The 15,240-nt window shown below is 36.9% G+C and carries 16 protein-coding genes; 8 read left to right on the forward strand and 8 right to left on the reverse strand.

Going from position 1 to position 15,240, the window contains the following annotated elements; genetic code table 11:
• Positions 1-83: 83 nt before the first annotated feature.
• Positions 84-1,712 (reverse strand): long-chain-fatty-acid--CoA ligase, encoded by a 1,629-nt coding sequence (locus tag GGG_RS0101305; protein ID WP_010111436.1) that lies wholly within the window; start codon positions 1,710-1,712, stop codon positions 84-86.
• A 674-nt stretch (positions 1,713-2,386) separates the two neighbouring features.
• Here GGG_RS0101305 and GGG_RS0101310 point away from each other — a divergent pair.
• Positions 2,387-2,599, forward strand: coding sequence for a hypothetical protein (locus GGG_RS0101310; RefSeq protein WP_010111437.1), 213 nt, complete (start codon positions 2,387-2,389; stop codon positions 2,597-2,599).
• 150 nt (positions 2,600-2,749) lie between these two features.
• Here GGG_RS0101310 and bioB read toward each other — a convergent pair whose 3' ends face one another.
• Both bioB and queG read right to left on the reverse strand, forming a co-directional pair.
• Positions 2,750-3,739: a biotin synthase BioB gene (gene bioB / locus GGG_RS0101315; RefSeq protein ID WP_010111438.1), complete on the reverse strand. Its 990-nt coding sequence runs from the start codon at positions 3,737-3,739 to the stop codon at positions 2,750-2,752.
• Between the two features lie 299 nt (positions 3,740-4,038).
• Complete coding sequence (queG, locus tag GGG_RS0101320; protein WP_010111440.1) at positions 4,039-5,139, reverse strand: tRNA epoxyqueuosine(34) reductase QueG; 1,101 nt, start codon at positions 5,137-5,139, stop codon at positions 4,039-4,041.
• Positions 5,140-5,185: 46 nt separating this feature from the next.
• Between queG and GGG_RS0101325 the strand changes: the two genes are divergently transcribed.
• Genes GGG_RS0101325 through GGG_RS0101335 form a run of 3 tightly spaced genes read left to right on the forward strand, consistent with a single transcriptional unit; the run spans position 5,186 to position 7,252 of the window.
• Positions 5,186-6,697 (forward strand): bifunctional ADP-dependent NAD(P)H-hydrate dehydratase/NAD(P)H-hydrate epimerase, encoded by a 1,512-nt coding sequence (locus GGG_RS0101325; protein ID WP_010111442.1) that lies wholly within the window; start codon positions 5,186-5,188, stop codon positions 6,695-6,697.
• 11 nt (positions 6,698-6,708) lie between these two features.
• A complete protein-coding gene (locus GGG_RS0101330) occupies positions 6,709-6,912 on the forward strand; it encodes a hypothetical protein (protein ID WP_010111444.1) in 204 nt (67 codons plus the stop codon).
• 1 nt (position 6,913) lies between these two features.
• Positions 6,914-7,252 (forward strand): hypothetical protein, encoded by a 339-nt coding sequence (locus GGG_RS0101335; RefSeq protein ID WP_010111445.1) that lies wholly within the window; start codon positions 6,914-6,916, stop codon positions 7,250-7,252.
• A gap of 135 nt (positions 7,253-7,387) precedes the next feature.
• On the opposite strand, the gene ruvC is transcribed toward GGG_RS0101335, so the two are convergent.
• Positions 7,388-7,933, reverse strand: a complete 546-nt coding sequence (gene ruvC / locus GGG_RS0101340; protein ID WP_029574385.1) for a crossover junction endodeoxyribonuclease RuvC — start codon at positions 7,931-7,933, stop codon at positions 7,388-7,390.
• A 124-nt stretch (positions 7,934-8,057) separates the two neighbouring features.
• On the opposite strand from ruvC, the gene GGG_RS0101345 reads away from it, so the two are divergent.
• The 3 genes from GGG_RS0101345 to GGG_RS0101355 all read left to right on the forward strand — a co-directional run bounded on the left by GGG_RS0101345 (position 8,058) and on the right by GGG_RS0101355 (position 9,981).
• Positions 8,058-8,441 carry a hypothetical protein gene (locus tag GGG_RS0101345; RefSeq protein ID WP_010111447.1) on the forward strand — a complete coding sequence of 128 codons (384 nt, stop codon included), beginning with the start codon at positions 8,058-8,060 and terminating at the stop codon, positions 8,439-8,441.
• Positions 8,442-8,576: 135 nt separating this feature from the next.
• Positions 8,577-9,158, forward strand: coding sequence for an FxsA family protein (locus GGG_RS0101350; protein ID WP_010111448.1), 582 nt, complete (start codon positions 8,577-8,579; stop codon positions 9,156-9,158).
• 193 nt (positions 9,159-9,351) lie between these two features.
• Positions 9,352-9,981: a LysE family transporter gene (locus GGG_RS0101355; protein WP_010111449.1), complete on the forward strand. Its 630-nt coding sequence runs from the start codon at positions 9,352-9,354 to the stop codon at positions 9,979-9,981.
• Here the strand turns inward: GGG_RS0101355 and GGG_RS0101360 are convergent.
• Complete coding sequence (locus GGG_RS0101360; protein WP_010111450.1) at positions 9,978-10,184, reverse strand: hypothetical protein; 207 nt, start codon at positions 10,182-10,184, stop codon at positions 9,978-9,980. The genes GGG_RS0101355 and GGG_RS0101360 overlap by 4 nt on opposite strands.
• Positions 10,185-10,484: 300 nt before the next feature.
• On the opposite strand from GGG_RS0101360, the gene GGG_RS0101365 reads away from it, so the two are divergent.
• Positions 10,485-10,733: a hypothetical protein gene (locus tag GGG_RS0101365; RefSeq protein WP_010111451.1), complete on the forward strand. Its 249-nt coding sequence runs from the start codon at positions 10,485-10,487 to the stop codon at positions 10,731-10,733.
• 139 nt (positions 10,734-10,872) lie between these two features.
• Here the strand turns inward: GGG_RS0101365 and metK are convergent, their stop codons facing one another.
• From metK to glnL, 3 genes are all read right to left on the reverse strand, one after another.
• Entirely contained in the window at positions 10,873-12,039 is a 1,167-nt protein-coding gene (gene metK / locus GGG_RS0101370) for a methionine adenosyltransferase (protein ID WP_010111453.1), read from the reverse strand.
• 541 nt (positions 12,040-12,580) lie between these two features.
• Entirely contained in the window at positions 12,581-14,065 is a 1,485-nt protein-coding gene (gene glnG / locus GGG_RS0101375; protein WP_010111455.1) for a nitrogen regulation protein NR(I), read from the reverse strand.
• Positions 14,055-15,161: a nitrogen regulation protein NR(II) gene (gene glnL / locus GGG_RS0101380; RefSeq protein WP_010111457.1), complete on the reverse strand. Its 1,107-nt coding sequence runs from the start codon at positions 15,159-15,161 to the stop codon at positions 14,055-14,057. Before glnL ends, glnG begins: the two co-directional genes overlap by 11 nt.
• Between the last annotated feature and the right edge of the window lie 79 nt (positions 15,162-15,240).

Raw genomic sequence — 15,240 nt, forward strand, 5'->3', positions numbered from 1 at the left:
TAAGCGTTGGCAATCTGTCAAAAATAAAAAAGCCTTTTAATTCAGTATTAAAAGGCTTTTCTTTGGGAATTTAAATGATCAGCTTATTCAGTTAACAATATTTTTCCATATTGTTCACGTAAATCACGTTTGAGCATCTTTCCTGTACCTGTTAAAGGAATAGATTCTACAAAAACAACCTTATCTGGAATCTGCCATTTCGCAATTTTATCTTCATAGTAGTCTAATAAATCTTGTTCGGTAATTGCAGCACCTTGTTGTTTAATTGCAATAACCACAGGGCGTTCATCCCATTTAGGGTGGTCAGCAGCAATCACTGCTGCCATCGCAATTTCAGGATGGCTCATGGCAATATTTTCCAGTTCTACTGAAGAAATCCATTCACCACCAGATTTAATTAAATCTTTAGCACGGTCACTTAATAAGAGGTAACCATCTTCATTAATTGATGCAATATCACCTGTATCAAACCAACCATCTGCAGTTAAAGCATTCTCAGATTTGCCATAATAAGACTCGATGATCCAGTGACCTCTCACTTGTAAGTTACCTGTGGTATGACCATCACGGCTGACTTCATGTGTACCATTTTCTTCATCGGTAATACGTAAATCTACACCAAAAGGTGGGCGACCTTGTGAAAGACGGACTTTAAATTGTTCTTCTGCTGAAAGTTGTAAATGTTTAGCTTTGAGTTGATTGCCTGTACCTAAAGGACTCATTTCAGTCATGCCCCAAGCATGGATGGTTTCACAATTATAGATATCTCTAAAGGCTCTCATCATTGCAGGAGGGCAAGCTGAACCACCGACAACATTACGTTTAAGGCTGACCAATGTGCTGCCAGTTTGTTTCGCTGCTGCGAGTAAGCCTTGCCAAATCGTTGGTACACCCAGCGCGATACTGACTTTATATTCATCAATCATTTGCACCAAGCTTGCGCCGTCTAAGCCAGGGCCAGGTAGGACGAAGGTGCAACCAACCATTGCCGCTGCGTATGGTGTGCCCCATGCATTGACATGGAACATAGGTACCACAGGTAGCATGATGTCATTTGCAGACAAGTTTAATGAATCTGGTAAGCAGATTGCATAGGTATGTAAAACAGTTGAACGGTGGCTGTATAAAGCACCTTTAGGGTTACCCGTTGTCCCTGAGGTATAACACAGTGAGCTGGCTGTATTTTCATCAAGCTCAGGCCATTCATATTGTTCAGAATGTTCGGCAATAAGAACATCATAGAATTTAACATCAGGCACGGCATCTGCAACTTCTTGGTCAAAAGCACCCAGATAAATAAAATGCTCAACCGTTGGTGTGTGGGCTTTGACAGCACGAATTAAAGGTAAAAAGGTTTTATCAAATAATACAACACGATCTTGTGCATCATTAATAATAAAAACAAGCTGTTCAGGAAATAGGCGAGGGTTGATGGTATGACAAACTAAACCACTGCCTGAAATGGCATACCAAGATTCTAAGTGTCGATGATTATTCCATGCAATTGTTGCAACACGATCACCTAGTCCAAGACCTAAAACATTCAGTGCATTGGCAAACCGTTTTGAGTTTTTAGTAACATGTGTCCAATCTGTTTTGGTAATTGTGCCATCCGTATTTTTAGAAATAATGGCGGTATCTCCATGATAGCGAGCAGCATGTTCAATTATGCTACTGATCAGGAGCGGTTGATGCATCATTCTTCCTTGCATAGAAAATTCCTTTATAATCTTATGGATATGTTTAAATTGTGTTAAAGCTTTCTAGTTAAAAAGATTATTAGTAGAAAAAGCTATCATTTCATCCTATATAAAAGTTTGATTAAATCAAGCTTAAAAACAACAAATTTTTAATATGAAAAGTGTAATTTTCAGCAATAAAACCAATAATTTAATGAATTATCACGATTTGAAAATCAGGCTTTAAAATTCTGTTATGAATCATTCAATCCATCTACGACTAAAGATGTAAGAAAATATATTTCAACTTATGAAAAATTGTGATAATTATATTTAAAAGTCTAATTAGGCTTTCTTTAAAGTGGTAGGAATAAATAAAACAAGTAGGAATAGTAAAAGGAGTTTAGGAATGTTGAGCAAAATCAGAAAGCTATTGTGCATTCATAGTTATGAGTATGAGATTGGGCATAACATCGTTATTAAGGAATGTCGTAAATGTGGGGCGCATCATTAAACTGATCTACAAGATGATGTTGCTATGATTAAATAGGAAATATCACCATATTTGGCATGAATGTGGTGATATTTTAAATTGAATCTTTCTGTTTGTTCTTTTTATTCAACATTTCAATATTTTCATGCGCTAGTTTTAAACTCAAAAATTATTTCATGTACAATAATAACCATCTTTTTATCGTTTAATTTTTATGTCTAAAGACTTTCTCACAGAAAATTATATTGTAGATGAACATCTTGCAGATACTCTCAACTGGCTGTGCCAGCATCAAGATTGTTTTGATTCCTTTCAATATGATGCGATTGCTCAAGAGTTAAAAGTGCATCATGCAAATGGGACAGATATTATTCGTCAGGGAATGTATTTAACGTCTAAGTATGGAATTTTAGTCACGTCTTTATAGTTTTTATTCTGTTGAATTATTTTTAGTCTTGGATTTTCAAAATACCTTAGATTTGCAAATAACTTAAATTTTCAAAACTTAGATTCTTAGATGAAAATCAAACAATAAAGATCAATCCCTTCTCATTGAAAAGGGATTGCTTTTTAAGTATTAGCTTGCCATTGCATCAATGGTCAGTTCAGAAATAGTTGGTTTGGCTTTTTCTACTTTTAGCCCCAATTTGCTGAACAATTGTTTGTCTTTACCTTCACCAGCATTCGGTGTGGTCAGTAGCTTTTCACCACTAAACAGTGAGTTTGCACCTGCCATAAATGCTAAAGCTTGATCCGAGTCAGAGAGTGATTCACGTCCTGCTGAAAGACGAATGTAGCTTTTTGGCATGATAATACGTGCTACAGCAATGGTGCGAATCCATTCTGTGACATCAAGTTTTTCAACATCAGCCAAAGGCGTACCTTCAATTGGAACCAACATGTTGATTGGTACAGATTCAGGGTGAATGGCTAATGTTGCTAGCTCATGTAATAAACCAATACGATCTTTACGACTTTCACCTAAACCAACAATACCACCGCTACAAACTTTCATACCTGCATTACGTACATGATCTAAAGTATTCAGACGATCATCAAAAGTACGTGTGCTGATAATATGTGAGTAATATTCACGAGAAGTATCTAGGTTGTGATTGTAATAATCCAAGCCCGCTTCATGCAAACGTTCAGCTTGAGATTGGTTAAGCATACCTAAAGTCATACAGGTTTCTAAACCGAGTGCTTTTACTTCACGAACCATTTCAATCACATAAGGCATATCGCGTTCATGTGGATTACGCCATGCAGCACCCATACAGAAACGAGAAGAACCAGAAGCAATTGCTTCTTTGGCTTCGCTGATGACTTTATCCACTGCAATGCGTTTTTCAGCTTCAAGTTTTGAATCATAACGTGCAGACTGAGAGCAGTATTTACAATCTTCAGGGCATTTACCTGTTTTAATTGAAAGTAAAGTGCTCACTTGAATCGTATTGGCATCAAAATGCTCACGATGCGTTTGTTGCGCTTTAAAAACTAAATCAAGAAAAGGTTGATCGTATAAAGCTTGAATTTCTTCACGAGTCCAGTCATTACGTACTGTCATTGGTCTAATCCGTGATAATCATTATCTAATAGTGTTTATAATACATAATTCGTGCCAATTCCAAAGGGCAAAAAAGTCCAAATATGATGGTATCTTACGATTAAAAATATCAATAAAATAGAAAACTAAAATTATAGATATAGTTGCAATGTTGAACAGTTTTTTTGTGAATTACTTACAAAATTTGTATTTTATAGGATAATAACTTCTTTGTATTTGTCATTAAAATATAAAATAAATAAGAACTTTGCAAGGATCTGTAAATTTAAGATCTGAATGAAATATCAAAAGGAATGTGCTTAAATTGCCAGTTGTTTACACAATTGCTCTGCAATGGCCCAATCAATATGGATTTGCACAACTTCATCATGCAGTGATTTATTTTGTTGCAATGCTTGGATAATCTGTTGCGAAAATGGCGCATTTCCTAAGCCAATTGCAATATTACGCATAAAGCTTTGATAACCTGTGCGCCGTATTGGACTGCCTTCGGTGCAGCTTAAAAAAGTTGGTTCATCCCAGTGCCATAAATCCAATAAGCTCATTTGGTCTAAACCGTGTCTAGGATTAAAATCTTCGATCGTGGCTTTTTTTGCAAAACTATTCCAAGGGCAAATCAACTGACAGTCATCACAGCCAAAAACTCGATTGCCAATGCCACGACGAAGTTCTTCTGGAATGATGCCTTTATATTCAATGGTTAAATAAGCAATGCATTTACGTGCATCAAGCATATAAGGCTCAACAATCGCTTGCGTCGGACAAATATCAATGCATGCGGTACAAGAACCACAATGGGATGTTGCAGGTTCATCGAAAGGTAGCTCTAAAGCGCTAAACAATTCACCTAATACAAAGAAAGAGCCTGATGTTTTGTGAATCAGTAAAGTATGTTTACCTGTCCAACCCATTCCTGCATTTTCAGCCAAGGATTTTTCAAAGATAGGCGCAGAGTCTGCAAATGGACGAGATTCAAATTCACCGACTTTTTCTTTAATTTTGCTTGCTAAGGTTTTTAAACGTCCACGCATGACTTTATGATAATCACGTCCTCGTGCATAGCGAGCAATAATTGCTGAATTGGGTTCATCGGGTACATAACGCGGTTTTGGGGTTTCGACCAAGTAATTCATTCGAACACAGATAATGCTTTTAGTCCCTGGAACCAAAAGCGTTGGATCAGCTCTTTTTTCTAAATTCTCTTCAAGAAATTTCATATCGCCATGATAACCACGTTTTAAATATTCTTTAAAACGCGCTAATTCAGCTTGAGCATCGGGGCGAGCAATGACACAATCAGCAAAACCTAGCTGCAAAGCTTGTTGCTTAATCCACAATTTTAATTCATGTGAATCAATTTGTTGCAGTGGAATGTGTGGTGAAGCTGAAGTTGCTGACATAGTAAAATCAATAGACTAAAAATTGGAACAAGAAAAGGACAGGACGATGCTTCAACAAGTTTATCATAGCCACGAATTACAAGCATGGGAACGTCGTTGGTTTGCGCAGCAAAATAGCTCTTTTGGTCTAATGCAACAGGTGGCTTGGTCAATTGCACAGCGTCTTGATACTTTATTTACACATTCTCAAACGAAAATACGCAAAATAGCGATTTGGTGTGGTGCTGGGAATAATGCAGGTGATGGTTATTGTCTAGCCAGTTATTTAAATCAATTGGGTTATCATGTTGAAATCTTTGCAACACCACTCGGTGAATCTCAAGATTTAAAGTTGGCTGTGAATGTTGCCAAGCAAGATGATTTAGTGATTCATTCAATTTTAAATCAAAATATGCAGAATCAATGTTCATTAAATCAAAATGTAATCACGCAATTTGATTGTCATATAGATGCTTTATTTGGGATCGGTTTAAATCGTGATTTAGACCAATTTTGGCAAGAAGTCATTCAATATTTTAATGCACAATCAGGTTTGAAAATTGCCATAGATATTCCAAGTGGTTTGAACGCAAATACAGGACAGCCTTTACCGATTGCCATTAAAGCAGATCGTACTTATACGGTTTTGGGTTTAAAAGCAGGGCTTTTTACGGGGCAGGCTAAAGAATATTCGGGAATTATTGACGTAATTTCAGTCATTCCAACAGATGCAGAATTAAAACCAATTGCGCAACTTGCTCCAAATCACATCCAATTAGCACAACGTCAAGCCTTTGGTCATAAAGGAAGTTATGGTCATGTCTTGGTAATTGGTGGGCATGCAGACATGGGTGGCGCTGCGATGATGGCTGCTGAATCTGCTTTTAGTGCAGGTGCGGGCAAAGTGACCATTGTGTGTGATGCAAAGCACCATACTGCCATTTTGGCACGTTCGCCGAATATTATGTTGCGTGATATCAATGCATTAACAATGGATGATATTCAAGTCCTAATTGATCAAGTTGATGCGGTCAGTTTTGGTATGGGGTTGGGGCGTGATGAATGGGCAGAACAACAGTTTTTAACATGGTTTGCAAAGGTGAATGTAGCGAAACATTTACAGGTGGTATTGGATGCAGATGCCTTATGGTTTTTAGCGATACATTCAACTCAGCTAAAAGCAGATACTTATTTAACACCGCATCCCGGTGAAGCGGCAAAACTACTGAACTGTAGTGTGCAAGATATTGAAAATGATCGTATTCAAGCGATTCAAAAGCTACAACATCAATATTCGGGGCAGTGGGTACTTAAAGGTGCAGGAAGTCTGATTTTAGAAGATCAATTATGGATTTGTACTGCTGGAAATGCAGGTATGGCGACAGGTGGCATGGGGGATGTTCTTGCGGGAATGATCGCAAGTTTGAAAGCACAATTTGCTGATAAAATTGCTTTGCATGATATTGTGACTTTACATGCATTGGCAGGTGATCGGCTCGCACAGCAGGGTGAAAGAGGGATACAGGCGCACCATATGCAAGAGGCTGTTTATTATGTTGTGAATCATGCAAATACTTAAAATAGTTGAGGATGACTGGGGACGAAAGAACATACAATACACAAGGTGATGATCACTTTTTAGATACTGAACATGATGGTTTGTATGATATTGAAATTCAATATTCAGGAACGAAACGCCAATATAGGACAGAGTCTTATGATATTGTACCCGTCAATGAAACCCATGTTTATCACTATAATGAAAAACAGCAAAAGTATTTCCGAGTAAAATAAAATGATTGAAAAGTATTTAATTGTGGCGATTGTCTTTGCGGCATGTATTTTGCTGATTATCTATACACAACTGGGTGATCGTAAAAAGGAAGATCAGTCACTTTCGTTTAAAGATAAATTGCAAAAAGAATTTCCAAATTATAAAATTATTGAGAGAAATCAAAATATTATTATTTGTCGTGAAATAGCGAATCAACGCATACCAGAAGAATTGGTATTGATTAGGGTTGATCCAGAACAAAAGAAGAACTTACGAAATTCAGGCAAAATGCTGATTGCGACTTATTCAAAACAACCAAGTCTCCGTGAAATTCGAAAAGATACAGCAAGTTATTTGTAGCTTACAATTTTCATGCTTAATTTGCTAAGCTCTTTATAAATTTCATAAATATCGTACTTATAATGTTTTCTTTCTATCAAAATTTAATGTGTGAACTTAAAATACCCCAAAATGAATATGGGGTTATTCTGATACTTAACGCCTTCTGCTACTGTTCCGACTTCTTCCACGCGCCATACCGCCTAAAGCATTCAATACAGCAAGTTTGCTCATACTGCCTGAAGCATGTGCATGACAAATTGCAGCGGCGAGGGCATCTGCTGCATCGGATTGAGGTTTAATGGAAAGGTTCAGTAACTTCATCACCATCATTTGTACTTGTTCTTTATCTGCCGCACCATAACCGACCACAGACTGTTTGATTTGGCGGGCAGTATATTCGGCAACTTGTAAATCTAAATTCACTAGAGCAGCAATCGCAGCGCCACGAGCTTGACCTAGTTTTAAAGCAGAATCAGGATTTTGCGCCATAAAAACCTGCTCAACAGCAGCTTCAGTTGGACCATGAAATTTGACAATACGATCTACACCCGCAAAAATTCGTTTAAGACGTTCAGGCATTTCCGTGGTTTCAGTTCGGATGGTTCCTGCATCAACAAAAGACAATTTTTGACCGTCTTTTTCAATGATGCCATATCCAGTTAAACGAGAGCCAGGGTCAATTCCAATAATTAAAGACATAATACTGTTGATCATTCATAGTTTTTCAATTATATGATTCTACAGGGGAAATGTAAGTATAATTTTAAGGCGGTTGTAATATTGATGAATAAATTTCAACGAATCTCGGTATTTAGAGAAAAACATGTCTGCTAAAAACTTAAACTTAACTAAATTAGGTTCGAATAATCACAATGCTAAGCTTAATGTGAGAAATTATGAGGTGTATTGGATTCATCGTATTTTTTCAATGATCTATGTCGTCGGATTAAGTTTGTTGGGTATCGGCATACTGAGAAAATTTGATTTGAATGCTGTTATGGTATTTTTAATTTTATTGGCTTTATTTGGTTGGATGCTGTATTTGCATAATGTGGCCGCTTATGAATCTGCGCGAGGTACAACACGAGGGCGTAATATTTCACAACTTATTGCTATGATTTTATTATTTTTCTTTCCTGTGGGTACAGTGATTGCAATTTATCTTTTTTATCAGACTTCGCAATTTAAATGGCAGAAATCATTATAAATTTGCGTTTAACTTTGAGTTTGCCCTTTAAAATTTTTAAAATGCCCTTATCAATATTAAAAGCTAAGAATTTTCTTGTAAATTTTGAAAGTTTTTAGTGAAAATTATTTTTATCTTAGAGATGAATTTTTCTTAATGAAATTATTTCCCATTATTTTAATCGGTATCATATTAGAAATCCTCGTTTGGATTGGGGTTGCTCAATTCATTAGTGGCTGGTATGTATTCTTTTGGTTCATCATCGCATTTGTGATTGGGTTGAGCTTGCTACGTTCAAGTACTGCGACGATTATGCCACAACTGCAACAAATGCAAATGACAGGGCAAATGAGTGCTGATGGTTCTGTGACTAAAAAAATGGCAATTGCATTTGCAGGGATTTTGTTGATGATTCCTGGTTTAATCACAGATGTATTGGCATTGTTAATGATGCTACCACCTGTACAAAAGATGATTCAAAATGCAGGGATGAAATTCATGGCGAAAAAACAACAAGCCATGATGAATAATATGATGGGTGGCATGATGGGCAATATGGGAGACATGGGCGGTGCTCAAGGTCAAAACCCATTTGCAGATTTAATGCGCCAAATGCAAGACATGCAAAATCAACAATCAGGTGGTCAATCTCGAAATTCAACGATCATTGATGGTGAAGCACATGAAGTTGAGCCTGAACGTAAACAAATTGAGCTTAAAGATGTAAATCAGAAATAAGTTCAAAAGTACAATTTTAATAAAGCTGAGTCGAAAGATTCAGCTTTTTTATGCAAATTCGCTTTTAAAAATTTTCAACACATTATAAACGTATAAAAAGGAATCAACTTTCAGATATTTAACAGTAAATAGTGATCAAATTATTGATCAAAGGATATAATTATAGTGATAGAAAATGTGTAAGTTTTAAATTATGTCGATGTTATTGACGATTTGTGCGCTGCATTTTGTTGCACAACTGAGTCCAGGACCTGATGTTCTGCTTGTAGCAAAAAGTGCTGCTTCAACTACACGTGCCAATACGCTAAAGATTATTTTAGGGATATCTGTTGGTGTGGTCGTGTGGGTAACTCTTACCTTGTTAGGCTTTACTGTTTTACTGGAACAATGGCCGTGGATTCAACAAGTATTAATGCTCATCGGTGGATTTTTCCTTGCAAAAATGGGTTATGCCATGTTGAAAGGCGGAATTGCAGGCTTAAAACAAAGCACAAATTTGGATGGTGTGATAGAACAACAGCCGAAGAATTATTTTTTATTGGGCTTATTGACCAATCTCTCTAATCCTAAAATTGTGATTTATTTCAGTAGTGTATTTTCTTTGGCTTTGAGTTCAACAGCGGGTATGAATATCAAGCCTCAATTGGCTGTGATTATTCCAATTCAAACTTTTGCGGTGTTTAGTTTGTTAATGATGATTATGTCTATCCCGAAAATTAAAGCGCTCTATCAAAAATCTGGAAGTTATATTGATATTCTTTCAGGTAGTTTTTTCTTACTTTTTGCTGTATTTCTATGGGTAGATGTTTTTAAACTATTTTAATCTTTCTTTTTTTGAAGTGAATTCTCTATTGCCGATTGTGTTTGCACAGTTTCTGCTTCAACTTGAGAGTTTTCATTATTGTCTTGATTGCTAATAGCGTAGCGATGCGGATCTAAAGTTTTGATACTATTTTCTGACTCAGCATATTTTCGGCTACGATTGGCACGTTCTCGCAAACCACCTTTTTTTATGAGCTGTACCAAAGAGAATTCCAAAACTAAATTTACACATTGTAAAAATTATAACGTGAATTTTTATTTAAAAAAATATGTAATGTAAATTTAATAGTTGCCTAAGATTGTAATTTTGATTAATTTAAGTTTTTGTTAAATATTGAATTATTTTTATTTATTTGATTTTTTGGTACATTTTAAGAAAAGGGCTTGTTTAAATATTTTGATGATGTACACTAATAAAAGGGTTTTAAGTTACATTACGTTAACGGATATAATCGTAGTGTAACAAAGAAAAACAATAATAGCGTTATAGAAAGGAGAGTTTGTATGATCTTACAATATCACTGCGCTTGTTGCGATGAAGTCGTTTCTTCTACTGAAAAAGTTTGCCCAAAATGTGGCTCACAACATATCAGAAGTCCTTATGCTGCATGGATATTCTGTATTGTCGCGTGTTTAGTGGTTGCGATCAGTTTTAAAGTTGGACATATTTTTATTAAAAATCATCAAGTTGAAACACCAGCTCAAATTTCTTTGTTAGAAGTGTTACAGCAAGATTCTAAATCGAATCGTTAATCTATTTAAAAAGTAAAAGCGGGGTTTTTTACTTATTAAAAATAAAATGGATTGCTATTCAAGTACACTCAATGGTCTTGGCCTTAAACATAAAAAAACTCGCATAAGCGAGTTTTTTATGTTCAATAACTTGTGTAAATTACAAATTTGCAGAAGCTTTAAGCGCTTCAACTTTATCTGTTTTTTCCCAAGTAAATGCATTATCTGAGCCTTCACGACCAAAGTGCCCATAAGCAGCAGTTTGCTTATACATTGGTTGAATTAGGTCAAGCATACGCGTAATACCATATGGACGTAGGTCAAAATGCTCACGTACCAATTGGATGATTAATTCATCAGATACTTTGCCCGTATTGAATGTATTAATCGAAATAGAAGTTGGTTCAGCAACACCAATCGCATATGACACTTGGATTTCACATTTGTCAGCAAGTCCAGCAGCAACAATATTTTTTGCCACATAACGACCTGCATAAGCAGCAGAACGGTCAACTTTTGATGGATCTTTACCAGAGAAAGCACCACCACCATGACGTGCCATACCGCCGTAAGTATCAACAATAATTTTACGACCTGTTAAACCACAGTCACCTACAGGACCACCAATCACAAACATACCTGTTGGATTGATGTGAAATTTAGTGCCTGCATGGAACATTTCAGCAGGAATGATCTTTTTAACAATTTCTTCAACTACAGCTTCTTTTAAGTTAGTTTGAGAAATTTCAGGATCATGTTGCGTTGAAAGTACCACTGCATCTAAGCGAACAGGTTTGCCATTTTCATAAGCAAAAGTGACTTGGCTTTTCGCATCTGGGCGTAACCATGGAAGGCTGCCATTGCGACGTAATTCAGCTTGCTTTTCCATTAAACGGTGAGCGTATGAAATTGGTGCTGGCATTAGCACATCAGTTTCACGGCTTGCATAACCAAACATTAAACCTTGGTCGCCTGCACCTTGGTCTTCAGGTTTTTGACGATCAACACCTTGCGCAATCTCAGGAGATTGTTTACCAACCATATTGATCACGGCACACGTTGAACCATCAAAACCTAAGTCTGTATGGTGATAACCAATACCGTTTACAGTTTGACGTACAACTGTTTCAAAATCGATATTCGCAGTTGTTGTAATTTCACCCGCAAGGACTACCGCACCAGTTTTTACTAATGTTTCACAAGCAACCCGTGCATAAGGGTCTTCTTTTAAGATTGCATCCAAGATAGCGTCACTGATTTGGTCCGCCATTTTATCAGGATGACCTTCGCTTACAGATTCCGAAGTAAAAACAGCATACTCGCGCATGAAAGTCCTATCGCAGTAATTTATAAAGACGCAATATGTTACATCGACTTGGAGTTTTGGACTAGCAAAACCTGATCAAAAAGAGTGAATTTCTTTCATTTAATGGGGAATTTTACTCATATATACATCAGAAAAAATGATAAAGATAAAAAGTAGTCCTTTATTTTACAATTTGAACTCAATTTTAAGTGTGTAAAAGCTGAGTAACTTAACTCAATATCAGCTGTGTTGGCTCAATGTATTGATCAACTTTGTGATGCTGTTGCATATCCATCTCAACATGAAATTTATTCATGTTTGTTATTTTTATCATCGTATTATAAAAATATAACTTTAAATTGAAGTGTCATTATACATTCACTATTTAAAGTATTTATTAGCTTAGTGGTTTGAAGAAGTTCGTTGATTTAAATGCTTTCTACTTTAAACATACTCATGTTGTTGGGAGTAAAAGTGAATAAATTTTTAGAACCTAAGCAATAAAAAAGCCATACAAAGCAAACAGCAGTGTATGGCGTATTGAAAAAAGCCCTAAGCGATCTTAACTCGCCACAGATCTATTTTCTTCCTCTTCATCATCTTCGGCAGAATCCATACCTAATTCTTTGAGTTTACGCGTTAGTGTATTTCGTCCCCAGCCCAACAATTCAGCAGCATGGCGTTTACGACCACGAGTTTGTTGTAGCGCAGCAACAATCAAAGTGCGTTCAAACATTGGTGTCGCAATGTCTAAAATTTTCATTTCGCCATTTTTAAGCTTTTGAATCGCCCATTGACCCAATAATTCATCCCAATGATGTAAGGCAATACGATCTACACCTGATTGGATTTGCGCGAGATCATCAGGTTTTTGAATTGGAATTTGCTTCAATTCAGCAGGTAAGTCTTCAGGATAAACATCACGTCCTGTAATCATCACCGTTAACCAACGGCAAGTATTTTCAAGTTGACGTACATTTCCCGGCCAAGGCAATTGCTGAATATATTCTTGTGTTTCAGGACGTAAAATTTTTGGACTAACGCCTAATTCTTTACCTGCACGTGCCAAGAAATGCTGTGCAAGCATAGGAATATCTTCAGAGCGATGTGCAAGCTTTGGAATATGAATACGAATCACATTTAGTCGATGATATAAGTCTTCACGGAAACGTCCATCATTCACCAGTTTTTCCAAATCTTGATGGGTTGCCGCAACAATACGCACATCAACACGTACTGGAATGTGACCACCTACACGATAGAACTCACCATCCGCCAAAACACGCAGTAAACGTGTTTGAGTTTCAAAAGGCATATCGCCAATTTCATCTAAAAATAACGTACCACCATTGGCTTGTTCAAAACGACCTTGGCGTTGCGTATTGGCACCTGTAAAAGCACCTTTTTCATGACCGAATAATTCTGTTTCGATCAAGTCTTTAGGAATTGCCGCCATATTTAAGGCAATAAACGGTTTACTGCTACGTGGTGAGTGGCGGTGCAGGGCATGCGCAACCAACTCTTTACCTGTGCCAGATTCACCATTAATGAGTACAGTAATGTGTGATTGTGATAAACGACCAATTGCACGAAACACTTCCTGCATTGCAGGAGATTCACCAATAATTTCAGTTGACTGAATTGGTGCGGCTTTGGCAGATTCTTGTTGTTGTAACTTATTGATATGCAAAATTGCACGATTCACCAGTGCCAGTGCTTCATCAATATCAAAAGGTTTAGGTAAATATTCAAAAGCACCTGTTTGATAACTCGAAACCGCAGACTCTAAATCTGAATGTGCAGTCATGATAATCACAGGTAGGTCAGGGTAATTGGTTTTGACTTTACTTAAAAAGGTTAAACCATCAATACCTGGCATACGAATGTCAGTTAAGATCACATCAGGGGCATTATTAGGTAGCTGATCAAGCGCGGATTGTGCTTCTTCAAAGCTAGTAACATCAAATCCTTCTTCTTTGAAAGTCTTTTCCAAGACCCAGCGCATTGCACGATCGTCATCGATTACCCAGATTTTATTATGCGACATGGTTAGACTCCCAAGGTAAATATAAGCTAAATATTGTTTTTTCTGGAACTGATTGACATTCAATCATTCCGTTATGTTGATGCATGATATTTTGGGCAATACTCAACCCTAAGCCTGTGCCTTTCGCACGACCTGTAACCAGTGGATAGAATACAGATTCTAAAATTTCTTCTGGGACACCGGGGCCATTGTCTTCAATATCAATACGGATGGCAGATTTATTCAGTACACCATTAATGGTGACGAGCCGTTGAATACGAGTACGTAAAATGAGTTCAGGTTGATGTTCGACAAAGAACTCTTTATTTTCAGTCATTGCTTGGATTGCATTGACGCTGATATTCAGCATGACTTGAATCAGTTGATCACGATCTGCTTTAACATCGGGTAAAGAAAGGTCGTAATCACGAGTAATTTTAACTTTCTTTTTGGTTTGGTTAACGATGAGTGAGCGAACACGCTCAAGTGGCTCATGTACATTCACAGGTTCATAACTAGGTAGTTGACGTGAACCGAGCATGGTATCTGCCAAGTTTCTCAGACGATCGACTTCACTGATAATGATGTCAGTAAATTCAGAATATTGAGGATCATTTAAACTGCGTGCGAGCAGTTGGGTTGCACCACGAATGCCACCTAACGGATTTTTAATTTCATGCGCAACGCCACGAATCAATTGACGCGCAACTTGGTGTTGTTGAATTAAGTTTTCTTCTTTTGATATTTTCAACATGCGATCAATTGGATTAAGCTCAATTAATAGCAATGGATGATAAGGTCTTCCCGTATTTAACTGTGATACCGAATAATCGACATGGCTGTCTTTAAAGTTGACATTGATGATCGCCTCACGACGAGTATAAGCCTGACCTGTTTTTAGTGTATTGCTTAAGGCTTCAAATGTATTAAAGCTATCATTTGGTGCATGTAGTAAATTCATCACGGGCTGACCTGCAGCACGTAATAAACTAATATCAAATAGCGCTTCGCAAGATGAGTTCAGATAAAACACATTTAAATTGCAATCAACCAAAAGGATTGCTGTAGTTAAATTATCCACAAGTAGTCTATAATCAATGGTTGGGGATTGATCCATTAGCAAAGCGTTCCTGTCTTAAAATAGCGCAATGGCATCTGACCTCACTGAATATTTCCAACTTCAAGGAAAATTCATA

This window comes from Acinetobacter sp. P8-3-8, assembly GCF_000214135.1.
Taxonomy (GTDB): Bacteria; Pseudomonadota; Gammaproteobacteria; order Pseudomonadales; family Moraxellaceae; genus Acinetobacter.